General features: G+C 59.7%; 18 protein-coding genes and 1 pseudogene. 3 read left to right on the top strand and 16 right to left on the bottom strand.

All coding sequences use genetic code 11. The features are described from left to right. Positions 1-13: 13 nt before the first annotated feature. The 10 genes and pseudogenes from ACYAR8_RS06465 to ACYAR8_RS06420 form a co-directional block, all read right to left on the bottom strand. The gene (locus ACYAR8_RS06465) at positions 14-1327 is read right to left on the bottom strand and encodes an MFS transporter (RefSeq protein ID WP_074886818.1); all 1314 of its coding nucleotides are present in this window, start codon (positions 1325-1327) and stop codon (positions 14-16) included. Positions 1328-1923: 596 nt separating this feature from the next. Continuing rightward, positions 1924-2409 carry a hypothetical protein gene (locus ACYAR8_RS06460; RefSeq protein WP_463579408.1) on the bottom strand — a complete coding sequence of 162 codons (486 nt, stop codon included), beginning with the start codon at positions 2407-2409 and terminating at the stop codon, positions 1924-1926. A 14-nt stretch (positions 2410-2423) separates the two neighbouring features. Then, a pseudogene (locus ACYAR8_RS06455) lies at positions 2424-2912 on the bottom strand (Hcp family type VI secretion system effector). Between the two features lie 282 nt (positions 2913-3194). Then, on the bottom strand, positions 3195-3386 hold the full coding sequence (locus tag ACYAR8_RS06450; RefSeq protein WP_074886829.1) for a hypothetical protein: 192 nt from the start codon (positions 3384-3386) through the stop codon (positions 3195-3197). Next, the gene (locus ACYAR8_RS06445; protein WP_463579407.1) at positions 3383-4522 is read right to left on the bottom strand and encodes a PepSY-associated TM helix domain-containing protein; all 1140 of its coding nucleotides are present in this window, start codon (positions 4520-4522) and stop codon (positions 3383-3385) included. The genes ACYAR8_RS06450 and ACYAR8_RS06445 overlap by 4 nt, the downstream gene beginning before the upstream one ends. An 81-nt stretch (positions 4523-4603) precedes the next feature. Then, positions 4604-7039: a TonB-dependent siderophore receptor gene (locus ACYAR8_RS06440; RefSeq protein ID WP_463579406.1), complete on the bottom strand. Its 2436-nt coding sequence runs from the start codon at positions 7037-7039 to the stop codon at positions 4604-4606. 367 nt (positions 7040-7406) lie between these two features. Beyond that, complete coding sequence (locus tag ACYAR8_RS06435) at positions 7407-8399, bottom strand: FecR family protein (RefSeq protein WP_463579405.1); 993 nt, start codon at positions 8397-8399, stop codon at positions 7407-7409. Beyond that, positions 8396-8914 carry an RNA polymerase sigma factor gene (locus ACYAR8_RS06430; protein ID WP_074886840.1) on the bottom strand — a complete coding sequence of 173 codons (519 nt, stop codon included), beginning with the start codon at positions 8912-8914 and terminating at the stop codon, positions 8396-8398. The genes ACYAR8_RS06435 and ACYAR8_RS06430 overlap by 4 nt, the downstream gene beginning before the upstream one ends. A 172-nt stretch (positions 8915-9086) precedes the next feature. Then, positions 9087-9806: a 3'-5' exonuclease gene (locus tag ACYAR8_RS06425; RefSeq protein ID WP_463579404.1), complete on the bottom strand. Its 720-nt coding sequence runs from the start codon at positions 9804-9806 to the stop codon at positions 9087-9089. A 10-nt stretch (positions 9807-9816) separates the two neighbouring features. Continuing rightward, positions 9817-11751 (bottom strand): putative nucleotidyltransferase substrate binding domain-containing protein, encoded by a 1935-nt coding sequence (locus tag ACYAR8_RS06420; RefSeq protein WP_074886846.1) that lies wholly within the window; start codon positions 11749-11751, stop codon positions 9817-9819. Positions 11752-11984: 233 nt separating this feature from the next. On the opposite strand from ACYAR8_RS06420, the gene ACYAR8_RS06415 reads away from it, so the two are divergent. After that, a complete protein-coding gene (locus ACYAR8_RS06415) occupies positions 11985-12431 on the top strand; it encodes a response regulator (RefSeq protein ID WP_065991292.1) in 447 nt (148 codons plus the stop codon). 226 nt (positions 12432-12657) lie between these two features. Here ACYAR8_RS06415 and ACYAR8_RS06410 read toward each other — a convergent pair whose 3' ends face one another. Beyond that, on the bottom strand, positions 12658-14835 hold the full coding sequence (locus tag ACYAR8_RS06410) for a malate synthase G (protein WP_463579403.1): 2178 nt from the start codon (positions 14833-14835) through the stop codon (positions 12658-12660). 323 nt (positions 14836-15158) lie between these two features. Between ACYAR8_RS06410 and ACYAR8_RS06405 the strand changes: the two genes are divergently transcribed. Next, on the top strand, positions 15159-15677 hold the full coding sequence (locus ACYAR8_RS06405) for a glycine cleavage system transcriptional repressor (RefSeq protein ID WP_463579402.1): 519 nt from the start codon (positions 15159-15161) through the stop codon (positions 15675-15677). Positions 15678-15738: 61 nt separating this feature from the next. Here the strand turns inward: ACYAR8_RS06405 and rarD are convergent, their stop codons facing one another. The 5 genes from rarD to ACYAR8_RS06380 all read right to left on the bottom strand — a co-directional run bounded on the left by rarD (position 15739) and on the right by ACYAR8_RS06380 (position 21756). Further along, a complete protein-coding gene (gene rarD / locus ACYAR8_RS06400; RefSeq protein WP_463579401.1) occupies positions 15739-16632 on the bottom strand; it encodes an EamA family transporter RarD in 894 nt (297 codons plus the stop codon). 240 nt (positions 16633-16872) lie between these two features. Continuing rightward, on the bottom strand, positions 16873-17847 hold the full coding sequence (locus ACYAR8_RS06395; protein WP_463579400.1) for a serine/threonine protein kinase: 975 nt from the start codon (positions 17845-17847) through the stop codon (positions 16873-16875). A 301-nt stretch (positions 17848-18148) separates the two neighbouring features. Further along, positions 18149-20062 (bottom strand): PhoX family protein, encoded by a 1914-nt coding sequence (locus ACYAR8_RS06390; RefSeq protein WP_463579399.1) that lies wholly within the window; start codon positions 20060-20062, stop codon positions 18149-18151. Positions 20063-20165: 103 nt separating this feature from the next. Beyond that, positions 20166-20930, bottom strand: a complete 765-nt coding sequence (locus ACYAR8_RS06385; RefSeq protein WP_463579398.1) for a TOBE domain-containing protein — start codon at positions 20928-20930, stop codon at positions 20166-20168. A 91-nt stretch (positions 20931-21021) separates the two neighbouring features. After that, a complete protein-coding gene (locus ACYAR8_RS06380) occupies positions 21022-21756 on the bottom strand; it encodes a phosphoribosyltransferase family protein (protein WP_463579397.1) in 735 nt (244 codons plus the stop codon). Between the two features lie 110 nt (positions 21757-21866). Here ACYAR8_RS06380 and bioB point away from each other — a divergent pair, with 110 nt between their 5' ends. Continuing rightward, positions 21867-22922 (top strand): biotin synthase BioB, encoded by a 1056-nt coding sequence (bioB, locus tag ACYAR8_RS06375; protein WP_074886867.1) that lies wholly within the window; start codon positions 21867-21869, stop codon positions 22920-22922. The last annotated feature ends 23 nt before the right edge of the window (positions 22923-22945 follow it).

Genomic DNA, 22945 nt, shown 5'->3' with positions numbered 1-22945 from the left:
CCGGACCTGAATGTCAGACCGTCGGGACCCCATCTGCCGAGTCAGCCGATGCACTTCCGGATTGCGCCGAAGGTGTGCCGGTCAACAGCGGCTTGGCAACAAACCAGATGATGGTGGCGGCGATGAGATCGAAAGCCGCCAGCGCCACAAACAATGGGCTGTAGCCGACTTTGGTGACCATGATCCCGAGCACCAGCGTGAACAGCGCCGCGCCCAGAAACCCGAACATGCCACCGAGGCCCGTTGCGGTGCCCACTTCGTTCTTGCCGAAGGAGTCCGACGTGATTGCGTATAAGGCGCCCGACAGCGTCTGGTGCGCAAAGCCGCCGGCGCACAGCAGCGCGATGGCGACATAAGGGCTGTCCACCAGACCGATGCAGCCAGGGCCGATCATGCACAGCGAGCCCAACACCATCACCATCTTGCGCGACGTCAGCAGCGACACGTTGAAGTGCTTGTAGAAAAACGGGCTCAGGTAACCGCCCAACACGCAGCCGATGTCGGCGGCGAGAAACGGCAGCCAGGCAAACATCGCGATTTCCTTGATGTTCATGTGGCGTTCGGTCATCAGGTAAAGCGGAATCCAGGCGTTGAACGTCTGCCAGGCCGGCTCCGACAGCATGCGTGCCGAAGCGATCGCATAGAAATTACGGGTGCCGACGATCTTCTTCCAGCTGGCGTGCTTGGTCGGCGCGTCCTTCAGGTGGGATTCCTGACCGGCAAGAATGTAATCGCGCTCCTCGTCACCCAGCAAACGCTGATTGCGCGGGTGCTTGTACAAGAACATCCAGCCCGCGCTCCACAGCAGGCCCAAGCCGCCGACGATGATGAACGCGATCTGCCAGCCGCTGTGCAGAATCGCCCAGACCACCAGGGGAGGGGCCAGCAACGCGCCGATCGACGAACCGATGTTGAACCAGCCGATGGCGACCGAGCGCTCTTTGGCCGGAAACCACTCAGTGGTCGCTTTGATCGCTGCAGGAAATCCCGCCGCTTCAGTAATGCCCAGCAAGCTGCGCAGGAACGCCAGACTCTGCCAACCGGTGGCCATGGCCGCCGATGCGCACGCCACAGACCAGGCGATGGCAAACACTGCAAAGCCGATCTTCGTGCCGATGGCGTCGATCACATAGCCGGCAACGGGCTGCATGAAGGCATAGCCCATCTGCCACGCGATGACGACGTGCGAGTACTGTTCGGTGGAAATGTTCAGCTCGCTCATCATGGTGGGAGCGGCGACGGAGAGGGTGTTGCGCGCGAGATAGTTGACGATCAGGCCGCCGGTTATCAGCGCGACCATCCACCAACGGATGCCTTTGATTTTCATCGAGTCCACTCTGGGTATTGTTTTTATTTGGCGGCGATCGTTATACGTCGTCGTACGACTGGATTTAGTCAAATGCACGATTTCTTGTCAATTGAAATACCGCTAAGGGCTCATTATATTTCTTAATGTAACGGCCTTGTCACGGTAGGGATTGGCTCGGGGCCGCAGAGTGAGCGATTTTGGGGCGATTTTGGGAGGATTAGGCTTGTGGGCGGTATGTGGCGCTGAGGGGAAGAATACCAACAAGTCGTATGATGACGAGAATGGCGGAAAGTGCTTGCCCCGCGCCAGGAGGAGCGTGGGACAAGCCAGTTGGCTGGTGAGGAATGCGGTTCGCTACTTTGGCTCTTCGTCACGCCACCAGCTGTAGATCACTAGGTCTACTCCGAGATAGAAAATGCCAAATAACAGTGTTTCGTAATCCAGGAAGTAAGCATTTCGTACTTCTTCCACGGCAACAATCCATGAGATGACGTACTTGAAGTAGAAGACTATCAGCGCCAAGCCAGTCAAGAATTGATAGAGCCTTGGTACGGTGATTCGACGTATACCCCAGAATACAAAAACCATAATTGCCAGGGACAGACCTGTTCCCATCATCGGCCGCCGTTTACTTTCAGGATCAAGGATGCTGACGAGCGTTGAGGACCGATGCCACCTGACACTTGGGCATCAATACTGACGATGACGTCTCCTGAATGAAAGGTCGGCAATCTGTTTTTGGTCGCCGAGGCGGATGTTGTTCCAGCGATCTTTTCCGCGATGCTCCCTAACGGTGACGCAAGTTTTCCTCCGATGGAGCCAACCAGGGTTCCTATCGTAGCCCTCTGATCATTAAGCATGTCTGCTGAGTTCCGGCTCACTGGTTGTGACACCGCAAGCACCATCCGGCAAGGCCGCCCCTGTGCAAGCATTCGCTCGTAGGTTTCCTCAATCAACCGGATAACCTCAAAATGGCCCTTGGTTATTTCCGGTAGGTTGATCGTTCTCAACGATGCGGCATCGTCCGGCTGCACGGTGAAGTGAATAAGCGTAAACACGACACCGTAATGGCCGACATGTTGGGTACGTTCGAAGTCCATGACATGTCCCTCGCTCAGCAATATTGCTTATTGCCGATCCTGTCCCATCCGCCCGTTACGCTGCCGGCCGCGCTCCCGTCGTTTCTTTTTTGCAGGGTGTAGGTCGATCGGATACGGCCGTAGTTGAGCTGGATGAGTTCGGTGGGAATGCCGTCGTTGGCCAGTTGGTTGTATTCGGCAATGATCACTTCTTCGAGAATGATTTCGTAGAACTTCATTTTGTCGCCCCCTGCACGGTGGACGGAAAGCTTCACTTCCTTGAAGTGCTCTCCGGCGCAGTTGGCTGCCATCAGTTTGCAGCTCTACTTGTCGAGCATCTTGGTCAGCGTCAGGTTGCTGAGCGTGGTACGCCCTGAAGTTGCGCCGCCTGCCGTGCTGGCTGTAACGGACGCGGACTGGTAGGTGCCGAACGAATACCCGGTGATTTCAATCCAGTCTTTGCACTGCTCATCCAGTGCTTCGCCAGGAATGCCGTCAATCTTCAAAAATGCGTCGAGCGCCATGGTGGGTCTTCCCGATGGATATTGTGGATGCCCTGCCAGGGCGGAATATCGATTATCGGGAGGGTGACTCGCAGGGGAGGCCCGCGTGGGTGTCGGAGCGTGCAGGACGCTTACTGTTGTTTTGAGGGAAGCTTCTTACAGACTTGTTCGGCTTATAACTAAGGGATGCCAGGCAGGAAGCGATGCTTTACTGCGGATGCGCGCGCGCCTGCCATCGTCAAGGCAAACCGGTTCATTGGGTACGATTCGATGTCAATCATGTAGAAGCGGGGCTTCGGTGAATCAAACCCGCTTGCGCGCCATCAGTCCTTTGCAGCTGTACCAGGTCGGAATGGCCATGCCCACCCAGGCGAGTACATCCCACGCACCGTCGCCGAGCAGCGCGGCGAACAGGCCGACTGCGGTCAGCAGGGCGATCCAGCCGGGCGTGCCGAAGGTCTTCCAGAACGCCGAATGCTTTTTGTGTCGGGTCATGCGACTTCCGCCTCTACGGCGACCGCTTTCGCAACGGCGACGGCAGCGCGACGACGGACCCACCACAGGTACAAGCCACTGCCGAGGACGATGATGGTCAGTACGTCCAGCGCGGCCCAGAGGATTTTCATGGGCATGCCGCCGTAGTCACCGAAGTGCAGCGGTTGCGACAGCAGCAGAGCGTCCATGTACCACGGGCGTCCCAGTGTTGCGGTCACGTGCAGGTCCTGCGCGTCGACCAGCACGGGAGTGAGCAGGTGAGACGTCAGGTGCGTGTCGCCTTTCATGAACACGGCGTAGTGATGCTCGCTGGAAAAACGCGAGCCGGGAAACGCAATGAAGCTCGGCTCAGCGCCGGGGACGGTGGCTTTGGAGATGTCGATCAACCGGGTTGCCGGTGCGCGTTCGGCCAGAGGCGGAGCGTCCTTGTACGGCGCGATCATGGTCATCAGCGCGTCGGTGCGCCATTGCGCAATCACTAGATCTGCGCAAGCGTTGAGCACGCCGGTCAGACCGACGACCATGGCCCAGGTCAGCGTGACGACGCCGATCAGGTTGTGCAGATCAAGCCAGCGTACCCGCGTGGATTTATTCGGCCGCACCGTGGCGAAATCCAGTCGGCGCATGAAGGGCGCGTACAACACGACGCCGGACACGATCGCCATGACAAACAGCAGTCCCATGAATGCCAGCAACAGCTTGCCCGGCAGCCCCGCGTACATGTCCACGTGCAGGCGCAGCATGATCATCATGAAACCGCCGTTGGCGTTCGGCGTTTCCATCGCTTCTCCGGTGCGCGCGTCGAGCATGAAGCTGTGGGATTCGTTCGGGTCGCCGCCGGCGGTCTTGCCCATGATGGCGTAGACGCCGTTGGGGTCATCGTCGTCCCAGCCGAAATACTGCATCACATCGCCGGGGCGGTGGGCTTCGGCTGAGCGGACCAGTTGCTCGAGGTCCAGATGCGGGGTGCCGGCGGGCATTTCCTTGAATTCCGGTGCATCGCCTGTCAGATGGGCGATTTCATGACTGAAGATCAGCGGCAAGCCAGTGATCGCCAACATCAGCAGGAATGCCGTGCAGATCAGGCTGGTCCACGTGTGGATGAACGACCAGCGGCGGATGGTTTGGCTCTTCATGTGGAAATCCGGAGTAAGCGAAAGCAAAAAAGGCCGCTGTGGAGGAGCGGCCCTTGTTTCGGGTAATGAGAGTTTAAAGCATTACCATTTGTAATTCACGCTGGCAACCACGCTTCGTTGGTCTCCGTAGTAGCAATAGAAGCTGTCACAGGTTGAGATGTAATCTTTGTCAAAAAGGTTGGTGGCTTTGACAGCAACGGTCGTGCCCTTGAGTGTGTTGACTACTCGGCCAAGGTCGTAATGAACGGTGGCATCAAAGACAGTGTAGGCGTCTGCTTTGCCGAGCCAGGTGTTGCCCTGATCACCATAGGTATTACCGGTGTACCGCACTCCACCGCCGATACCGAAACCGTCCAGCACGCCCTCATGCCAGGTGTAGTCCGTCCATAGCGAGGCTTGTTGGTTAGGCATCAATTGAAGGCGGTTTCCCTTGAAGTCACCTTTTTGCACATCGGATTTGGCTAGCGTGTAGGCGGCAATCAGTTTCAGATTGTCGGTAAGGTCGGAGACGGCCTCTAGCTCTAGGCCTCTCACCTTAACCTCGCCCGTCTGACTGGTAATCGAGACCCCACTACTGTTGGTAGTAGTAACCGCGACGTTCTTTTGCGTCAGATCGTATATCGCTGCGCTAAGCAGAGTGCTGCTGCCCGGAGGCTGGTACTTGATACCCAGCTCCCATTGCTTCCCTTCCGTAGGCTTGAACGACTCAGTGGGCGAAGCGGTGGCGTTGCTGGTGGGTTGAAAGGACTCGGCATAGGACAGGTAAGGCACAAAACCGGCATCGAATACATAACTGATTGCCGCGTTTCCGCTGAACGCCTTGTCACGCTCGGTGTTGGTCGCATCATCTTTATTGAAAAACTTCGTGCCCGTGTGAACCCAGTCTTCACGTCCACCGAGCGTGAGCCTCCATTGATCGAGAGCCATCTGGTCTTGAACATAGATGCCCGTCTGAACGGTTTTCTGGTCATAGTCGTAGAACGCAGAGGAACGAGGCGGGCGAGTGATCGGTAATCCATACACAGGGTTATTTACATTGATGCCCGGTGCACTTCCAAAGATTGAGGTGTAGTTGGTATTGCTACGCTGCTGATCCAGGCCAATCAGCAAGGTGTGAGCAACGTCTCCGGTGGAGAAATCACCTTGCAAGTTGTTGTCCACGGCGAACTGGGAAATGTCCTCATCCGTACTGGTGGTAGTACGTGATCCCAGATTGCCTTGGTCATCAACTTGGGTAAATGGATAGGAGCCCGGGGTGATGGACTGGAACGACAGATCTGATTTTGTGTAGCGCAGATTTTGGCGAAACTGCCATGTGTCATTGAAGCGATGCTCGAATGCATAACCTAGCGCGTAAAACGTTCGGTCGTAGTACTCCCAGTCAGGATCTCCCAAGTTCTTATGGTGGGAAATATCGCCGAACGGCATGCTGATCTTCGTACCCTGAATCGGACGGAACTGGCTGGTGATGCCCGTATCGTCACGCGTGAACTGGGTGAGGAATGTCAGCTTTGTGTCCGGGTCGATGTTCCATGTAAGGCTGGGAGCGATGTTATAGCGCTTGTTGTCGATGTGATCGATCTGGGTTCCGCTGTCTCGGACTACACCGCTTAAGCTGTAGAGAAACTGACCCTCATCGTCAATTTTGCCCGTGGTAGCGAAGTCGATCTGGCGATGGTTGTCACTGCCGTACTGAACCTCTACCTCATGGCTGGCTTCGGCTTGGGGGCGGCGGCTAACCATATCCAGCAGGCCGCCCGGTGGGGTCTGGCCGTATACCGATGACGCCGGGCCCCTTAACAGAGCAACGCGATCCAGATTCCAGGTATCGAGTTTCGGGTTGGCGTACACACCTTTTGCTATGGGCAGACCGTCGAGGAATTGAGTCGGCTCGAAACCGCGCACGCGTAGCCAGTCGGCGCGAGTGTCACTGCCGAAACTGCTGGAAACGATCCCTGGCATGTACTTCACAGCATCATCAAGATTTTGCACGCCCCGATCCTGCATCTGCTGCCGGGTCGCGACCGATATCGAGCGCGGCGCTTCAACCAGCGCGGTATCGGTTTTGGTGCCGGCTGCGGTGCGACTCGCGGCGTATCCCTGCGCCGGGCCCCACGCGCTTTCGAAGCTTTCCCGACTGCCTTGAATGCTGGTGGCCGGCAGTGCCATCGCCCCTTCAGGTGCAGCCACCAGGGTGTAGGTCCCCGCTGTCGTCAGGTTCAATTGCAAGCCGGTGCCGCGCAGTGCCTGGCCCATCGCGCCAGAAGCGTCGAACTGCCCCTGAACCGGCGCCGACGTGCGGCCTGCTGCCAATGCCGGATCCAGCGACAGGGCCAGGCCCGCTTGACTGGCAATCTGCGTCAGCGTCATCGACAACGGCGCGGCCGGCAGATCGTAGATGCGGACGCTGGAAGCCTGGGAAGCGGCCATCAGCGGCGCACTGAGCAGCGGCGCGGCAATGGCGACGGCGATAGCCAGCAGGCTCGGTCGCAGAAGGGTGTGAAGCGTGCGGGACATGAACGGCACCTCGATGGAAATGGTTCTCAATGTCTATGTGCCGAACGAGATCTGAAAAGTGATAGGGCCGGGCGAAAATAATTTTGATTGGCGAGCGCAAGGATCCTCTTGGCTGATCACAGACCAGAAATATCTACGCTGAGCGACCCGACGCATTCGCCAGCAAACCGGCTACAGCTTGAGATCTCCGGCGCCAGGCGCAAAACACTGTAGGAGCGCGCTTGCCCGCGATTGCGGTGGGCCAGCCAACTTATCCAGTGGCTGATAATCCCCATTCGCGGGCAAGCGCGCTCCTACAAGTGAGCTGCGTTGAATCCGTAGGCTACGACAGTCCATTACCTGAGCCGGCTTGCTGGCGAACCCCGGATTAAAGCGCAGTCGCGGGCTCTTTCTCGCTGCCGACCACCGTCACCCACCACGGCGTACGCGCTTCGATCTGCACGGGTAGCGTGGGTGTCAGTGCCTTGAGCGCCAGGTCGGTGTTGGTCAGCGGAAAGCTGCCGGTGATGCGCAGGTCGGCGACGTCGTTCGCTACGCCGAGATGGCCCTGACGATAACGGGCAAGCTCCGCGACCACGTCTGCCAGACGGGCGTTATCGACCACCAGCATGCCGCGCATCCAGGCGCCGGTGCCGGGTGCAACGGCAAGCATGGGCCCGAGGCTGTTGCGATGAATCAACATCTGCTGCCCTTCGTTCAGCACCTTCTCATGATTCGATGCTTGCGGGTGCACGGCGACGGCTGATTGCAGCACGCTCAGCAGCGTGCCGTCGGCCTGCCGCTTGACCAGAAACTGCGTGCCCAGCGCGCGCATCTGCCCTTCAGGGGTTTCGACGATGAACGGACGCGCGTCGTTGTGGCTCCCGGTTTCCACGAAGATCTCGCCTTCCTGAAGCACGATCCGCCGCTGTTTTTCGTCGAATCGTACGTCCAGCGCGCTGTGCGTATTGAGGCGGATCAGCGTGTTATCCGACAGCCGAATCGTGCGTTGCTCGCCGGTGGCGGTGCGCAGGTCTGCGAGCCAGTAATCCACCGGCAGCAGGCGATCACCCAGGAACAGCGTCAATCCCATCGCCAGCGCGACCCCTGCAAACCCGCGGCCCAGCTTGCGCAGACGCAAGCCCATCCCGTCACGGGACCGCAAAAGCGCCGAACGTGCCGGGCCCGTGGTCCCGGCGAAACGCTGATCGACCATGCCCAGCTGCATCCAGGCCCGGGCATGCTCGTCGCTGGCGGCGTACCACTTGGCGAATTCTTCACGCTCGGCTTCGCTGCCCCGGCCGCAGTCCAGGCACAGTTGCCAGGCGATGGCGGCGTCCAGCACGTGGGATGAAACAGGTCGGGTGGAAATACGGCTCATGTTGGCTCGCCATACAGCGCGATGTAGCACTGGCGTAAGCCCTGCGCCAGGTACTGACGCACACGGGGTACCGAGACGCCGAGCTTTGAGGCGATCTCCGCGTGGGGCATGCCGTCCAGGCGGTTATACAAAAAGGCGGCGCGCGCCTTGCTGGACAGCTTGCCCAGCAGACGGTCGATGGCTTTGAGGTCTTCGAGAATCAATTGCTGCTCTTCCAGCGAAGGTTGTTCGCCCTCGGGAATCAGCATCAGCTCGTCCAGATACGCCTGCTCCAGCGCGGCTCGCCGGAAATGGTCGAACAACAAGCCTTTCGCGATTGAAACCAGAAAGGCCCGGGGCTCGCGGGGTTCAAGCAATTGCTCGCGGCCCAGCAGGCGAATGAATGTGTCCTGACTCAGGTCTTCGGCGCGGTGGGGGCAGGCGACGTTACGTCTGAGCCAGCCCAGCAGCCAGCCGCGATGGTCCCGATAGAGCGTTCCGACAAGCTGCTGCTGGGGACTTTGAAGTGACGACACGAGCGCACCGAGGAGAACAAAGGGGCTAACGAGAATTGTTCGCGATTGTGTCAGAGCCGCCCAATGCTGGCAATTGGTCCTTGTAGGAAGAAGCCGAACGGTTGACGTAAGAATCGACCATTGGGTTTGTAAGGTCAGTCGTGATCCAGACCAAGACGGGGCAGGGCAGAAGCTAAAACGAATGGGATTGCTGCTGCCGTCGCCATTTCGCCACACCTTGCTCAAGCTGTGCGGGGGTATCGATCCCCTGTCGCCTAGCGTGGCTGAACAGGATCATCGCGAGTTCGGCGGTCACCAGCGCATCGGCGCTGGCATGATGACGCTCTTCGGCGTGGAGCCCGAAGAATCGCGTCCAGTCGTCCAGGCCTGCCTGACGCAAATTCGCGTTCGGGCAAATGAAGGGCGCGATGTGAGCGACATCGATGAAGGGGTGCAGCAGGCGATAGCCCAGGCTTTCCTTTAATGCACGCCCCAGCATGTGCTCGTCGAACGCCGCGTGAAATGCCAGCAGCGGGCTGTCACCCACGAATGTCATGAAATCCAGCAGCGCTTCCACCGGCTCGCTGCCTGCCGCAATTGCGGTGGGCCCCAGCCCGTGAATCAATACGCTCGGGCCGAGTTTGTGATCGGTGCGCATCAGCGTACGCTCGAACTGTTGCCCCAGATCGATCGCGCCATCTTCGATGACCACGGCGCCGATCGACAGCACCTCGTCCCGCTGCAGATTCAGTCCGCTGGTTTCAAGATCGACCACCACCCACCGTTGTTGGCGCAGTGTCTTCTGATCCCGCGCGCAGGGCCCGGGCAGGGCGTGCAGGCGCTGTTGCTGTTCCGGCGTGAGTTCAGGAACGAGGGCGCGTTTGGATGGTTTGAACCAGCGGAACAAATTCATGATCAGTCGCTTACAGTTGGTAGCGCACAGTGAGGCTGGTCTGCAGCCGCTGCGCCTGACGGAACGACTCACGCAGAATGCGCCGGTCCAGATGATTGAGCACATCCGGGTCGATGCGATTGGAGTACGGCAGGTTTTGCCGGTTCTGCTGCTGATGTTGTTGCATACGGGTTTGCTGGATGAAGTGATAAGCCTCTTCATATGCCGCACCGTCCAGCGGATCGATCACCTCTTTTGCCACCAGCTGACGCAGCCTGTCCAGCGTGTTGCTCGCCTCGACGCCGTTGGCCAAGGCCAGCAATCTCGCCCCGTCGACGAATGGCGTCAGGCCCTGGGTCTTCAGATCCAGCGTGTCTTTTTCACTGCCTTTGCGGGCGACCACGAAGTCCTTGAAGCGGCCCACCGGTGGGCGCTGACGCAGGGCGTTGTCGGCCATCATGCGCTGGAACAAGGCGTTGTCTGCGACCTGCGCAAGAATGCTCTGACGCAACTGATCACCGCCGCTTTCATCGCCCCAGACCACGCGCAGATCGAAATAGATAGAAGACGACAGCAGGTTCTCCGGCGTGGCTTCGCGAATGAACGAGCCGAATCGCCGTGCCCACTCGATGCGCGACAGGCACAGCTGTGGATTGCTCGCCATGATCCCGCCCTTGCACAGCGCGAATCCGCACACCGCCAGGCTTTGATTGATCCGCTCGGCAATGGGCAACAACCGGCCGCGTATTGCGGCGGCCTCGGCGGCGTCCCCGGCTTCGAACAGAATGCCGTTGTCCTGATCGGTGTACAGCGTTTGCTCGCGCCGGCCTTCGCTGCCAAAGCACAGCCAACTGAAAGCGATGCCGGGATCGCCTTTCTCTTCCAGCGTGAGTTCGATGACGCGACAGACCATGTGATCGTTGAGCAGCGTGATGATCTGGGTGATCTGGGTGGACGAGGCGCCGTGGGCGAGCATCCGGTCCACCAGTTGAACGATGTCGCCGCGCAGGTTGGCCAGCGAATCGATGCGCGGCGCGCTGCGGATGGTGCGTGCCAGATGCACCAGATCCACGCGCTGCAGGGAGAACAGGTCGCGTTCGGAGACCACGCCACACAAACGCTGATCCTTGACCAGGCAGACATGGGCGATATGCCGCTGGGTCATGGCAATGGCCGCATCGAAGGCGCTGGCGTCCGGGCTCAGGTAGAACGGCGCCTGAATCATGCTGCGTTCGATGGGCTCGCCGAAATCAGCGTCGATGTTGGCGACGACCTGACGCAGATCGCGCAGCGTAAAAATACCCAGCGGCGCCTTGGCCTCGTCCACGATCACGATACTGCCGACTTGCTGCTCATCCATCTGCCGCACGGCTTCACGCAGCGGCGTGTCGGGGGAGCAGGTCACCGGATGACGCATCGCCAGCTCACCCAGTCGCGTATTCAGTGAGTATTGCGTGCCGAGTGTTTCCACCGCCTTCTGCTTTACTTGCTGATTCACCTGATCGAGCAGGCTGCTGACGCCGCGCAGGGCGAAGTCGCGGAACTCATTGGAGAGCGCGAACAGCTTGATAAAGGCTTGTTTATTCAGTTGCAGGCAGAAGGTGTCTTCGGCCGCCAAATGCTCGGTTCGCGTGGCGCGTTCGCCGAGCAGCGCCGCTAGGGGAAAACACTCGCCCGTGGTGATTTCAAACGTGGTTTCGGTGCCGCCTTTTGCCGAATGGGGGCGCTCACCCACGACCCGGCCTTGTTTGACGATGTAAAAATGTTCTACTGGCCCATCGCTAGGCTTGATGATGCTTTCGTCTATAGCGTAGAAACGCAGGTGACACTGTTCGACAAGGTAGGCCAGATGGGCGTTTTCCATCTGGTTGAACGGCGGGAATTTTTGCAGGAACTGCATCGTGCCGTGGATGTTCTGCAGAACGGCTGTTTTGCCTGCCTGGGTAAAAGCGTCCGCTTTGCTCATGACCGATACCGCTTGTTTTTATTGACCCCATGGTCGACCGCTTATCGGGCAGTGCCCATTGGACGTAAGTCTTACGTGACTGCAAAGGCGTTGGATCGCATCGAACCAAGGTGTAAAACCGCAGCGATGCAGTTAGCGTCAGGCCTCAGGCCCCGGCATGAAGCCGACAGGATGTGCAGCGTATCAATCGTTTGCGCTGTCAGAATTGAAGTCGACAGGAAGATGAGACGGGTATGTTCGATCACAGTATTTTGAGTGATGAAGAGCGCGAAGCCCTCAATGAGGTGATGCTCGCGCCTGCGTCCCAATCGCCACATCGGGTGTTGATCGTCGACGACGACAAGGATGCTCGGGAAGTTCTGGCCGAAATTCTCAGTCTCAATGACATCAGCTGCATCACCGCCGCCGGCGGCACCAGTGCCATGCATTTGCTGCAGACCCGGCCGTCCATTGCGCTGCTGATCACCGATCTGCGCATGGCGCCGTGCGACGGGCTGGACCTGATCCGTCGGGTGCGCGAATCGGACCGCGCGGAGCTGCCGATCATTATCGTGTCCGGCGACGCCAACGTCCGCGACGCCATTGATGCGATGCATTTGAGCGTGGTGGATTTTCTGCTCAAGCCGATCAACACCAAGCAGCTGTTGCGACTGGTGAAGCGGGAACTGGAAATGGCGTAAGAGCGCCGCCCTTTTGATAGGGGCGCCGACGGGGTGAGTACGTTCTGCCTGTATGACCGTATCCACTGTAGGAGCGCGCTTGCCCGCGAATGCAATCTGGCAGGCGATATCTCCATCAAAGTCATACCGCAATCGCGGGCAAGCGCGCTCCTGCAATGGACCGAGTGGTGAAACAGAAAAGGCGGTGTCCATTTACCTGGACACCGCCTTTTTGTTTGGGCGCTGATTAAGCCCCGTGTTTCGCCTTGAACTCCCGACGGCGACGATGGAGTACCGGCTCGGTGTAACCATTGGGCTGCCGTGTCCCCTCGATCACCAGCTCAACCGCTGCCTGAAACGCGATGTTGCTGGCGAAATCCGGTGCCAGCGGGCGATACAGCGCATCACCTGCGTTCTGACGGTCCACCACCGGCGCCATGCGTTTGAGGCTTTCCATCACCTGCTGCTCGCTCACCACGCCGTGGCGCAGCCAGTTGGCGATGTGCTGGCTGGAAATTCGCAGCGTTGCGCGGTCCTCCATCAGGCCGATGTCGTTGATGTCCGGCACCTTCGAGCAGCCCACGCCCTGATCGATCCAGCGCACCACATAACCGAGGATGCCCTGGGCGTTGTTGTCCAGCTCGTTCTGGATCTCCTCGGCCGTCCAGTCTGTGTTCGGCGCCAATGGGATGGTCAGAATGTCATCGACCGAGGCCGGCGTGCGCTGGGCAAGCTCGGCCTGACGCGCGAACACGTCCACCTTGTGGTAATGCAGTGCGTGCAGCGCAGCGGCGGTAGGTGAAGGCACCCAGGCGGTGTTGGCGCCGGCCAGTGGATGGGCGATTTTCTGTTCGAGCATCGCGGCCATCAAGTCAGGCATCGCCCACATCCCTTTGCCGATCTGCGCGCGCCCTTGCAGGCCGCATTTCAAGCCGATATCGACGTTTGAGTTTTCATACGCGCCGATCCACTTTTCCGCCTTCATCTGCGCCTTGCGTACGACAGGTCCCGCTTCCATCGACGTGTGAATCTCGTCGCCGGTGCGGTCCAGGAAGCCCGTGTTGATGAACACCACACGCTCGCTCGCCGCCTGAATGCAGGCCTTGAGGTTGATCGTGGTGCGGCGCTCTTCGTCCATGATCCCGACTTTCAGCGTGTTGCGCGGCAGGTTCAGCACCGCCTCGATACGCCCGAACAACTCGTTGGTAAACGCCACTTCCTCCGGGCCGTGCATCTTCGGTTTGACGATGTACATCGAGCCCGTGCGGCTGTTGGCGCGGGAGGTAGTGCCCTTGAGATTGTGGATCGCCGCGAGGCTGGTCAGCAGACCATCAAGAATGCCTTCCGGCACTTCGTTACCCTGATTGTCGAGGATCGCATCGATGGTCATCAGGTGACCGACGTTGCGCACGAACAACAGCGAGCGGCCATGCAGCGTGACGGGTTCGCCGGTGGGCGAGGTGTAGACGCGGTCGGGATTCATCGTACGGGTAAAGCTGTTGCCGCCCTTGGAGACTTCTTCGGACAGATCGCCCTTCATCAGCCCCAGCCAGTTGCGGTACACCACGACCTTGTCGTCGGCGTCGACAGCAGCGATGGAGTCTTCGCAATCCATGATGGTGGTCAGCGCCGCTTCCATCAGCACGTCTTTGAGGCCCGCCGGATCGGTCTGGCCGACCGGGCTCGTGGCGTCGATCTGGAGTTCGAAGTGCAGACCGTTGTGCTTGAACAGCAGCGCGGTCGGCGCCAAGGCGTCGCCCTGGAAACCGATCAGTTGGGCATCATCGCGCAGGCCGGTGTTGCTGCCGCCCTTGAGACCGACGATCAACATGCCATCGACCAGCTTGTAGCCGGTGGAGTCAACGTGAGAGCCCGCCGCCAGAGGAGCGGCTTCGTCCAGAAAGGCGCGAGCGAAGGCGATGACTTTGTCGCCGCGGACCCGGTTATAGCCTGTGCCCTTTTCCGCGCCGCCCGCTTCGCTGATGGCGTCGGTGCCGTACAGCGCGTCATACAGCGAGCCCCAGCGGGCATTCGATGCATTGAGCGCGAAACGTGCGTTCATCACTGGCACCACCAATTGCGGGCCGGCCATGCGCGCGATTTCTTCGTCGACGTTTTGTGTGGTGATCTGGAAGTCCGCCGCTTCTGGCAGCAAATAGCCGATTTCCAGCAGGAATGCCTTGTAGGCGGCCGCGTCGTGGGCGTTGCCGGCATTGGACTGATGCCAGGCGTCGATACGCGCCTGGAATTCGTCTCGTTTGGCGAGCAGAGCTTTGTTCTTCGGCGCGAGCTCGTGGATGAGCGCATCGGCACCGGCCCAGAATGCAGCGGCGTCGAGGCCGGTTCCGGGAATGGCTTCGTTGTTCACAAAATCCAGCAGGACGTTGGCGACCCGCAGGCCACCGACTTGAACGTGTTCAGTCATTGCTTGCCTCACTCTGCTCAGCTATTTGACATCTATGTAGTGCACGCGAGGCGATACTACATGACGGTTTGCGGCGTGAAAATCAGACTTGATTTGCAGCGATCGACCGAATTCAGGCATTCGGCCACGCGTCGGTATGGGATGTTCTCAAAGAGCGATCAGATTGTTCCAGAAAAGTATTCGAATCGTACACAGAAATTCCTCATGGGTTCACGCCGCTGCGGGCAGTGCAGACCTGCCTATACTCCCCAAAACCACCCCGCAACCCATGAGGCGTGGTATTAAACAGGCCTCAGTCGCTGCACATAAAAAAGGAGTCGTTTGTGGATCATCTTATCGTCACGGTGTCCGCGCCGGACAAGCCAGGCGTGGTCGAGCAGCTCGCCGCATGCATTGCCGATCACGGTGGCAATTGGCTGGAAAGCCGTATGTCACACATGGCCGGGCAGTTCGCCGGGATTCTGCGGGTCAGCGCGCCGGTCGACGCGCATCAGCCCCTTCGCAGCGCGCTGGAAGGGCTCTCGGCAAAAGGCATCCGCGTATTGTTCGCCGAAGTCGTCCCCGAAGCCTTGCCTGAGTGGAGGCCCATCACCATGGAACTGGTGGGCAATGATCGAGCCGGGATCGTGCGCGACCTCACTCGCGTGCTGGCCGAGCAAGGCGTCAACCTGGAGCATCTGGTGACCAGTGTCGAGCCCGCGCCCATGAGCAGCGAAACGCTGTTTCGCGCCCATGCCGAGTTGGGGTTGCCGATGGACCTTTCGCTGGAGGTGCTGCAGCAGCGGCTGGAAACCCTGGCGGATGACCTGATGGTGGAACTCCACCTGCCGACGGGCGATTAATCGATGTAAGCGCTGCAGGCCCTGCTTTTTCGACGGGCCTGCAGCGATTCCTTTTTCCTGATCAGGCCTGGGCGCGTTTGCGCAGTGAGCGCCAGGCGTCGAAGCTGTAGATGACCAATCCGGACCAGATGAAGGCGAAGGTCACCAAGGTGGCCGAGGGCATGTGTTCGTCGTACAACACAACCGCCAGGGCCAGCACGAGCGTCGGCGCGATGTACTGCAGGAAGCCCAGGGTCGCGTAGGGCAAATGCCTTGCTGCGGCGTTGAAACACACCAGCGGCACGAGAGTTACCGGACCGGCCGCCGCCAGCCAGAGCGCCTCGGATTTTGTCCAGAATTCCGGCTGTGCGCTGTGGGCCAGCGGGTTGAAAATCAACCAGCCCACGGCCAGCGGCACCAGAATCCAGGTTTCCACTACCAGCCCGGGCAATGCAGCCACCGGTGCTTGTTTGCGAATCAGGCCGTAGAAGCCGAACGTGAAGGCCAGCGCGAGCGACACCCACGGCAGGCTCCCCACTTGCCAGACCTGCTGAAGCACACCGATCAACGCCAGCATCACCGCGACCCATTGCAACGGCCGCAGTCTTTCACGCAGCAGCACCATGCCGAGCATCACGTTGATCAGCGGGTTGATGAAGTAACCCAGGCTGGCTTCGACCATGTGGTTGTTGTTCACGGCCCACACGTAGATCAGCCAGTTGGCGGCGATCAACGTGCCGCTGCAGGCGAGAATAGCGAGGCGTTTGGGGTTATCCCGCAGCTCTTGCCACCAGCCCGGATGCTTCCAGACCAGCAGCAGAAGCGAGCCGGAAATGGCTGACCAGATCGCCCGATTGACGATGATTTCCAGTGAAGGGACGCTGGCCAGCACCTTGAAGTAGATCGGAAACAGCCCCCAGATGATGTAGGCGCTCAGGCCCAGAATGTACCCGCGACGCGGGTTGGCAGCTTGCATGGGTGGTCCTTCGGCAAATTTTTTGTTGTGGTGATGGTTCTATCTGTTTCGGTAACCGAACGTCGCGCAGGCGTGGGACGTGTGGTTGACGTATAGGAGCGTGGCTTGTCCCGCGATCGGCTGCGCAGCAGTCGTAAACCGGACGATTTAGCCTCGTCTGGTACATCGAGTGTTCGGATTGCTGCCGCTTCGCGCCAGTTCGCGGGACAAGCCACGCTCCAACAGAGTGTTTGCGCGTTTTCAGAACAGCTTCAGCGGTTCCTCGTTCAGCGCGGACAACTGCTCGCGCAGCGCCAGCACCTGGTCACCCCAATAGCGCTCGGTGCCGAACCAGGAAAAGCTGTGGGGAAACGCCGGATCGTCCCAGCGACGTGCCAGCCAGGCGCTGTAATGCAACAGGCGCAACGCGCGCAGGGGCTCGATGAGCGCCAGCTCACGGGGATCGAAGTCGTGAAACTCGTTGTAGCCGTCCATCAATTCCGACAGCTGACTCAGGCAGTCCTGACGATCACCCGCGAGCATCATCCAGACGTCCTGCACCGCAGGGCCCATGCGGCAGTCGTCGAGATCGACGATATGAAAAATGTCGTCGCGGGTCATCATGTTGCCGGGGTGGCAGTCGCCGTGCATGCGGATGTTCTGATGGGGCGTGGCGGCGTAAACGTCTTCCACGCGCTTGAGCAGGTCCTTGGCAACCGACTCATAGGCCGGCAGCAAGCTGCGCGGAATCACGTTGTTATCCAGCAGGTAGTTCAGCGAGTTGTGGCCGAAGTTCTGCACGCCAAGGGCTTCGCGGTGCTGGAAGGGGCGCGTGGCTCCGACCGCATGGATGCGCCCCAGCAACTGGCCGAGACGGTAGAGCTGTTCGAGATTGCCAGGCTCTGGCGCGCGGCCGCCACGACGGGGGAACAGGGTAAAGCGAAAGCCGGCGTGCTCGAACAGGGTCTGGCCGTTGTGCACAAGGGGCGCGACGACCGGGATTTCGACGTCGGCCAGTTCTGCCGTGAAACTGTGTTCTTCGAGAATGGCTTCGTTGGTCCAGCGACCGGGCCGGTAGAACTTGGCAATCAGCGGCTGCTGTTCATCGATGCCGACCTGATAGACACGGTTCTCATAGCTGTTGAGCGCGAGAATACGGGCGTCGGTGACAAAGCCGATGCTCTCGACGGCGTCCAGCACCAGGTCAGGTGTAAGTGTTTCGAACGGGTGGGCCATGCTAACTCCTGCGCGCAGCAGGCTGCCGCGTCGGGCCAGTCATGGTAACTCAGGCGTGTTGCACCTGACACAGCGGGATGCTCACTTCCGCGCGTGCGATGCGGATTGGAAAGCTGCATCAACAGACGACCGCTCTCTTTGTGGGTGTGACCGGTGTAGCGCCCCACCTTGCTCGCGAAAGCGGTGTTCAATCCGTAGAAAACTCGGCGGACATACTGGCCCCTTCGCGAGCAAGCTCACTCCTACACGTTAAGCAGCGTCTGTCAGCCGGCACATGAGGTCGAGCGCATTACAACGCAGGTTACGCGCCGATCACCCCGCCATCCTCTCGCGTGATCACCATCACCGATGACCTCGGCTTGCCGTTCGGCAAGTGCTCGGGGAAAGTCGAGCCGCCGTTTTCGCCGGGGTGCTGAATGCCGACGAACAGGGCTTTCTGGTCGGGCGCGAAGCTGATGCCGGTGACTTCACAGCCCACCGGCCCGACCATAAACCGGCGGATCTCGCCGCTGGCCGGGTCAGCGCACAGCATCTGGTTATTGCCCATGCCGGCGAAGTCACCGGCATTGGTGGCGTCGCCATCCGTCAGAATCCACAATCGGCCGGCCATATCGAAACCCAGGCCATCCGGGCTGTTGAACATGTTCTGCGGATTGATGTTGCTTGATCCCCCCTGAGGCGTTCCTGCATGCACACCCGGGTTGCCGGCGACAACAAACAAGTCCCACGCAAAATCCATGGCGGCTGCATCTGACCCGGTTTCCTGCCAGCGCAGAATCTGCCCGTACTGGTTTTTCGCGCGGGGATTCGGCCCGCCCACCGGCTGTCCTTCATCACCGCGCTTGATGTTGTTGGTCAATGTGCAATAGACCTGGCCGTCCTTGGGGCTGACGACGATCCACTCGGGCCGATCCATGCGCGTCGCCTTGACCTGACTGGCCGCCAGGCGCGCATGAATCAGCACTTCGGCCTGATTGGCGAACCCGCTGGCCGCGTCAACGCCGTTCTTGCCGTGGCTCAGCTCAATCCATTTGCCCTGGCCTTTCGGGTGATCGGGGTTGCTGTCGCCAGTGTCGAACTGCGCCACGTACAGCGTGCCCTGGTCGAGAATGTCGCGGTTGGCCTTGGGGTTTTTGTGATCGACCTTGTCCCGGCTGATGAATTTGTAGATGAACTCGCCGCGCTCATCGTCGCCCATGTACACCACGACGCGGCCGTCTTTGGTTTCGGTCAGCGCAGCGTTTTCATGCTTGAAGCGGCCCAGCGCGGTGCGTTTGACCGGTGTGGATTTCGGATCGAACGGATCGATCTCCACCACCCAGCCATGGCGATTGGGTTCGTTGGGGTTTTTGGCGACGTCGAAGCGCGGATCGTGCAGGTGCCAGTTCACTTCCTTGCTGGCGGCTGTCACGCCATAGCGTTTGGTCGCGGCGTCGAAGGTCTGTGCCGGATCGCTGCTGCCAAAGCAGTCGGTAAAATTTTCTTCGCAGGTCAGATAGGTGCCCCACGGCGTCTTGCCGTTGGCGCAGTTCTGGAACGTCCCGAGCACCTTCTGGCCGGTCTTGTCGTCGGCGGTCTTCAACCATTCATGCCCGGCGGCCGGGCCGCTCAGATGAATCGGCGTATTGCCGTGAACGCGTCGGTTGTATTTGGAGCCTTGCACGAACGCCCATTGCTGACCTTCGCGCTTGACCTCAATCACCGATACACCTTCGCTGGCCTGGGCCTTGTGCACGTCTTCGGCGGACTGCGGATCTTTGCCGTGATCGAACAGGTAACGGTAATTGGTGTATTCGTTGTTAATCGCCATCAGTGCGCGGCTGGCGGTCTCCGGCTTGTCGCCGGGGAAGGTAAACAGGCTCATGCCGTCATTGTTGTCGCCGAATTGCAGCTCCTGCATCTTCGCCGTGCCTTTGCCGCTGGGGTCAAAAGCCGGGCCGTTGGTGTGCAGTGGCTGGCCCCAACTGATCAGGACCGAGGAGCGATAACCGGGCGGCAGACTGATGCTGTCGGCGGTGGAGGAGGGGATGCTGTCGAAGCCGAGCAGCGTGCCGTTGGCAGCGCTGACACTGGCGGCCATAACGCTGCGGCTGAGCAGGTTGCCGCCCAGGAACATCGCCGCGCCGCACAGGGCGCCCGCGCTGATGAATCCGCGTCGGGTCAGGCCAACCATGTTTTCGAGGTCGGTGGATTGGTTATCTTTTAATAGTGTCATCACGGGCTCCCTGCGGTTTAGGGCAAAACCCTATGCAGTTCGGATGACGTTATTGTGTCGGTCAGATGACGAGTCGGGCTTCGGTGTTTTGTGCAAGTGGCGCTTACAGCGGTGTGCCGAGCAGAATATTGGAGGGCGCAAACTGAACCTTCACAGCGCCGCCGGCCTTGAGTTGCAAGGCGTGCAGCCGGTCCGCTTCGACTACTGCACAAAGGATCTGGTGACTGGGAAGGACGATTCTGACCTCGCTCGGGCCATCCTCGGCGTCGAGAATTTCTTCAACTTTGCCGGTGAGGCAATTGTGTCCGATTGTTTCAGATTGGTCGGTCGTCAGTAGCTCCAGCCAGCCGGCCTTAATCAAGGCGAACACATCCGTGCCGATTTCGAGCCCCAGTCGCAAGGTGCTGTCGTGGGTGATCTGCGCCTCGATCGACAAACCGCCCGCGAGCTGCAGAGTGATCCTGTCGTTGCGGCCTTGAGAGCAAACGCCGCTGACTTGGCCATGCAGCTGATTGCGCGCGCTGGTACGCAGCATCAGCCGGCTGAGCAGGGCGAGGTCATCGGATTCCTCCGAGGTTTCCAGCAATTGGGTCTGCAACGCTTGCAAGCGCTGATAAAGCCGCAGCACCCGCTCGCCTTCGGCTGACAATTTGGCGCCGCCGCCCCCTCGACCGCCGACGCTGCGCTCGACCAGCGGTTGCTGTGCCAGATTGTTCAGCTCATCGATGGCGTCCCATGTCGCCTTGTAACTCAGCCCGGCGCTCTTCGCTGCACGGGTGATCGAACCCTGCTCGGCTATGTGCTGCAACAGCGCGATGCGGTGAGGGCGACGAACCATATGCTGAGTGAGGGAGGGCGGTAGGGACATAGGCGTCGGATGCACTGGAAGTGATGACGCCGGAGTGTAAGCCAAAACGCCTGACACCCAAATGCTGTGGACTTCTTAATCTCTCGGCCGCTTAGTCCCCAGGCTTCGGCGTTCTTGCCAGGCAGTACACGTCCACCGATTGAGCGCCGGCCTTGAGCAACAGTTCTGCCAGTGCGTTGGCCGTCGATCCGGTGGTCAGTACGTCATCAATCAGTGCGAGGTGCTTGCCGAAAATCAGCGTGGCGTCCTTCAGTGCAAAGGCGGACGCCAGATTGCGCTTTCTGGCTTTCGCATCCAGGCCCTGTTGAGAGGGAGTTTCTTTCACGCGGCGAATCACGCGTTCATCGACAGGCAGTCCCAGTCGAGCGCCGAGCCAATTCGCCAACATCGCTGCCTGATTGAAGCCCCGCTGGCGCAACCGCTTTTTGGCAAGGGGCACCGGAATGAGAAAGTCGGGCCGGCGCAGGCCGTCATTGAAGCGATGATGCAGCGTCTCGCCCAACAGCTCCGCCAGCAGCCGGCCGAACGGCCATTTTCCCTGATGCTTGAAGCGTGGGACTAGCGCGTCGATCGGGAAGTCGTAAAGCCACGGAGCGATAACGTCATTGAAGGCGGGAGGGTGGCGATTGCAGGCGCCGCAGATGAGGCCGGACATCGGCATGGGCAGTGCGCAACGCTCGCACTGGTCAATCAGCCAGGGGAGTTCGCGTTCACAGGGCATGCAGATCGGGGTGCTTGAATCCGTGGATTCATCGCACAACAAACACGTCTGTACGTTTTCTAACCAGATGTAAACCTCACGCCCGTTATATGGTTGACAGCGCATGTCGCTTCCTTAAATATGCCGAACATCCGTGTTGCGCCTGTGGGCTTTCCGGTTTTGCCGCTGGGCGAAGCCGCCCGGGTCATCGTCCAGAAAACATCAAGGAGCCGCCCATGAGCGCCAGCATCAATGCCAACCTGCGTCACGACTGGAATCTAGCCGAGGTCAAGGCGCTGTTCACACAGCCATTCAATGACCTGCTGTTTCAGGCGCAAACCGTGCACCGCGCTCATTTCGACGCCAACCGCGTGCAAGTCTCGACCCTGCTGTCGATCAAAACCGGCGCCTGCCCGGAAGACTGCAAGTACTGCCCGCAATCGGGCCACTACAACACCGGTCTGGAAAAAGAAAAGCTGATGCAGGTCCAGCAAGTGCTGGAAGAAGCCGCACGCGCCAAGGCCATTGGTTCGACCCGTTTCTGCATGGGCGCGGCGTGGAAGCACCCGTCGGCCAAAGACATGCCCTACGTGCTGGAGATGGTCAAAGGCGTCAAGGCCATGGGCCTGGAAACCTGCATGACCCTCGGCAAGCTGGATCAGGACCAGACCCAGGCGCTGGCCGACGCTGGCCTCGATTACTACAACCACAACCTCGACACGTCGCCGGACTTCTACACCAGCATCATCACCACCCGCACCTACAGCGATCGCCTGCAGACGTTGGCGTACGTGCGTGATTCAGGCATGAAGATCTGCTCCGGCGGCATCCTGGGCATGGGTGAATCCCTCGACGACCGCGCCAATCTGCTGATCCAGCTTGCCAACCTGCCGGAGCATCCGGAATCCGTGCCAATTAACATGCTGGTGAAAGTCGCCGGCACGCCGCTGGAAAACGCCGAGGATATCGATCCGTTCGATTTCATCCGGATGCTGGCCGTCGCGCGCATCCTGATGCCGCAATCCCACGTCCGCCTGTCCGCCGGTCGCGAAGCCATGAACGACCAGATGCAGGCCCTGGCGTTTTTCGCCGGCGCCAACTCCATCTTCTACGGCGACAAGCTGCTGACCACCGCCAACCCGCAGTCCGACAAAGACATGCAGCTGTTCTCGCGTCTGGGCATTCAGCCAGAAGCGCGCGAAGAGCACTCGGACGAGGTGCATCAGGCAGCCATCGAACAAGCCTTGATCGAGCAGAAAAGCAGCGAGCTGTTTTACGACGCGGCTGTTTGAGCCCCCATAGTGGCTTGACCCGA

It is taken from the genome of Pseudomonas sp. HP_01 (assembly GCF_055284355.1).
This window is presented reverse-complemented; position numbering and strand designations above follow the sequence as displayed.

Coding starts and splice junctions, on each gene's coding strand:
- ACYAR8_RS06460 (WP_463579408.1), bottom strand. CDS start 2,409: ATGGACTTCGAACGTACCCAACATGTCGGCCATTACGGTGTCGTGTTT.
- ACYAR8_RS06465 (WP_074886818.1), bottom strand. CDS start 1,327: ATGAAAATCAAAGGCATCCGTTGGTGGATGGTCGCGCTGATAACCGGC.
- ACYAR8_RS06420 (WP_074886846.1), bottom strand. CDS start 11,751: ATGAGCAAAGCGGACGCTTTTACCCAGGCAGGCAAAACAGCCGTTCTG.
- ACYAR8_RS06440 (WP_463579406.1), bottom strand. CDS start 7,039: ATGTCCCGCACGCTTCACACCCTTCTGCGACCGAGCCTGCTGGCTATC.
- ACYAR8_RS06395 (WP_463579400.1), bottom strand. CDS start 17,847: ATGGCCCACCCGTTCGAAACACTTACACCTGACCTGGTGCTGGACGCC.
- ACYAR8_RS06415 (WP_065991292.1), top strand. CDS start 11,985: ATGTTCGATCACAGTATTTTGAGTGATGAAGAGCGCGAAGCCCTCAAT.
- ACYAR8_RS06435 (WP_463579405.1), bottom strand. CDS start 8,399: ATGAGCCGTATTTCCACCCGACCTGTTTCATCCCACGTGCTGGACGCC.
- ACYAR8_RS06445 (WP_463579407.1), bottom strand. CDS start 4,522: ATGAAGAGCCAAACCATCCGCCGCTGGTCGTTCATCCACACGTGGACC.
- ACYAR8_RS06385 (WP_463579398.1), bottom strand. CDS start 20,930: ATGTCCCTACCGCCCTCCCTCACTCAGCATATGGTTCGTCGCCCTCAC.
- rarD (WP_463579401.1), bottom strand. CDS start 16,632: ATGCAAGCTGCCAACCCGCGTCGCGGGTACATTCTGGGCCTGAGCGCC.
- ACYAR8_RS06410 (WP_463579403.1), bottom strand. CDS start 14,835: ATGACTGAACACGTTCAAGTCGGTGGCCTGCGGGTCGCCAACGTCCTG.
- bioB (WP_074886867.1), top strand. CDS start 21,867: ATGAGCGCCAGCATCAATGCCAACCTGCGTCACGACTGGAATCTAGCC.
- ACYAR8_RS06390 (WP_463579399.1), bottom strand. CDS start 20,062: ATGACACTATTAAAAGATAACCAATCCACCGACCTCGAAAACATGGTT.
- ACYAR8_RS06380 (WP_463579397.1), bottom strand. CDS start 21,756: ATGCGCTGTCAACCATATAACGGGCGTGAGGTTTACATCTGGTTAGAA.
- ACYAR8_RS06425 (WP_463579404.1), bottom strand. CDS start 9,806: ATGAATTTGTTCCGCTGGTTCAAACCATCCAAACGCGCCCTCGTTCCT.
- ACYAR8_RS06450 (WP_074886829.1), bottom strand. CDS start 3,386: ATGACCCGACACAAAAAGCATTCGGCGTTCTGGAAGACCTTCGGCACG.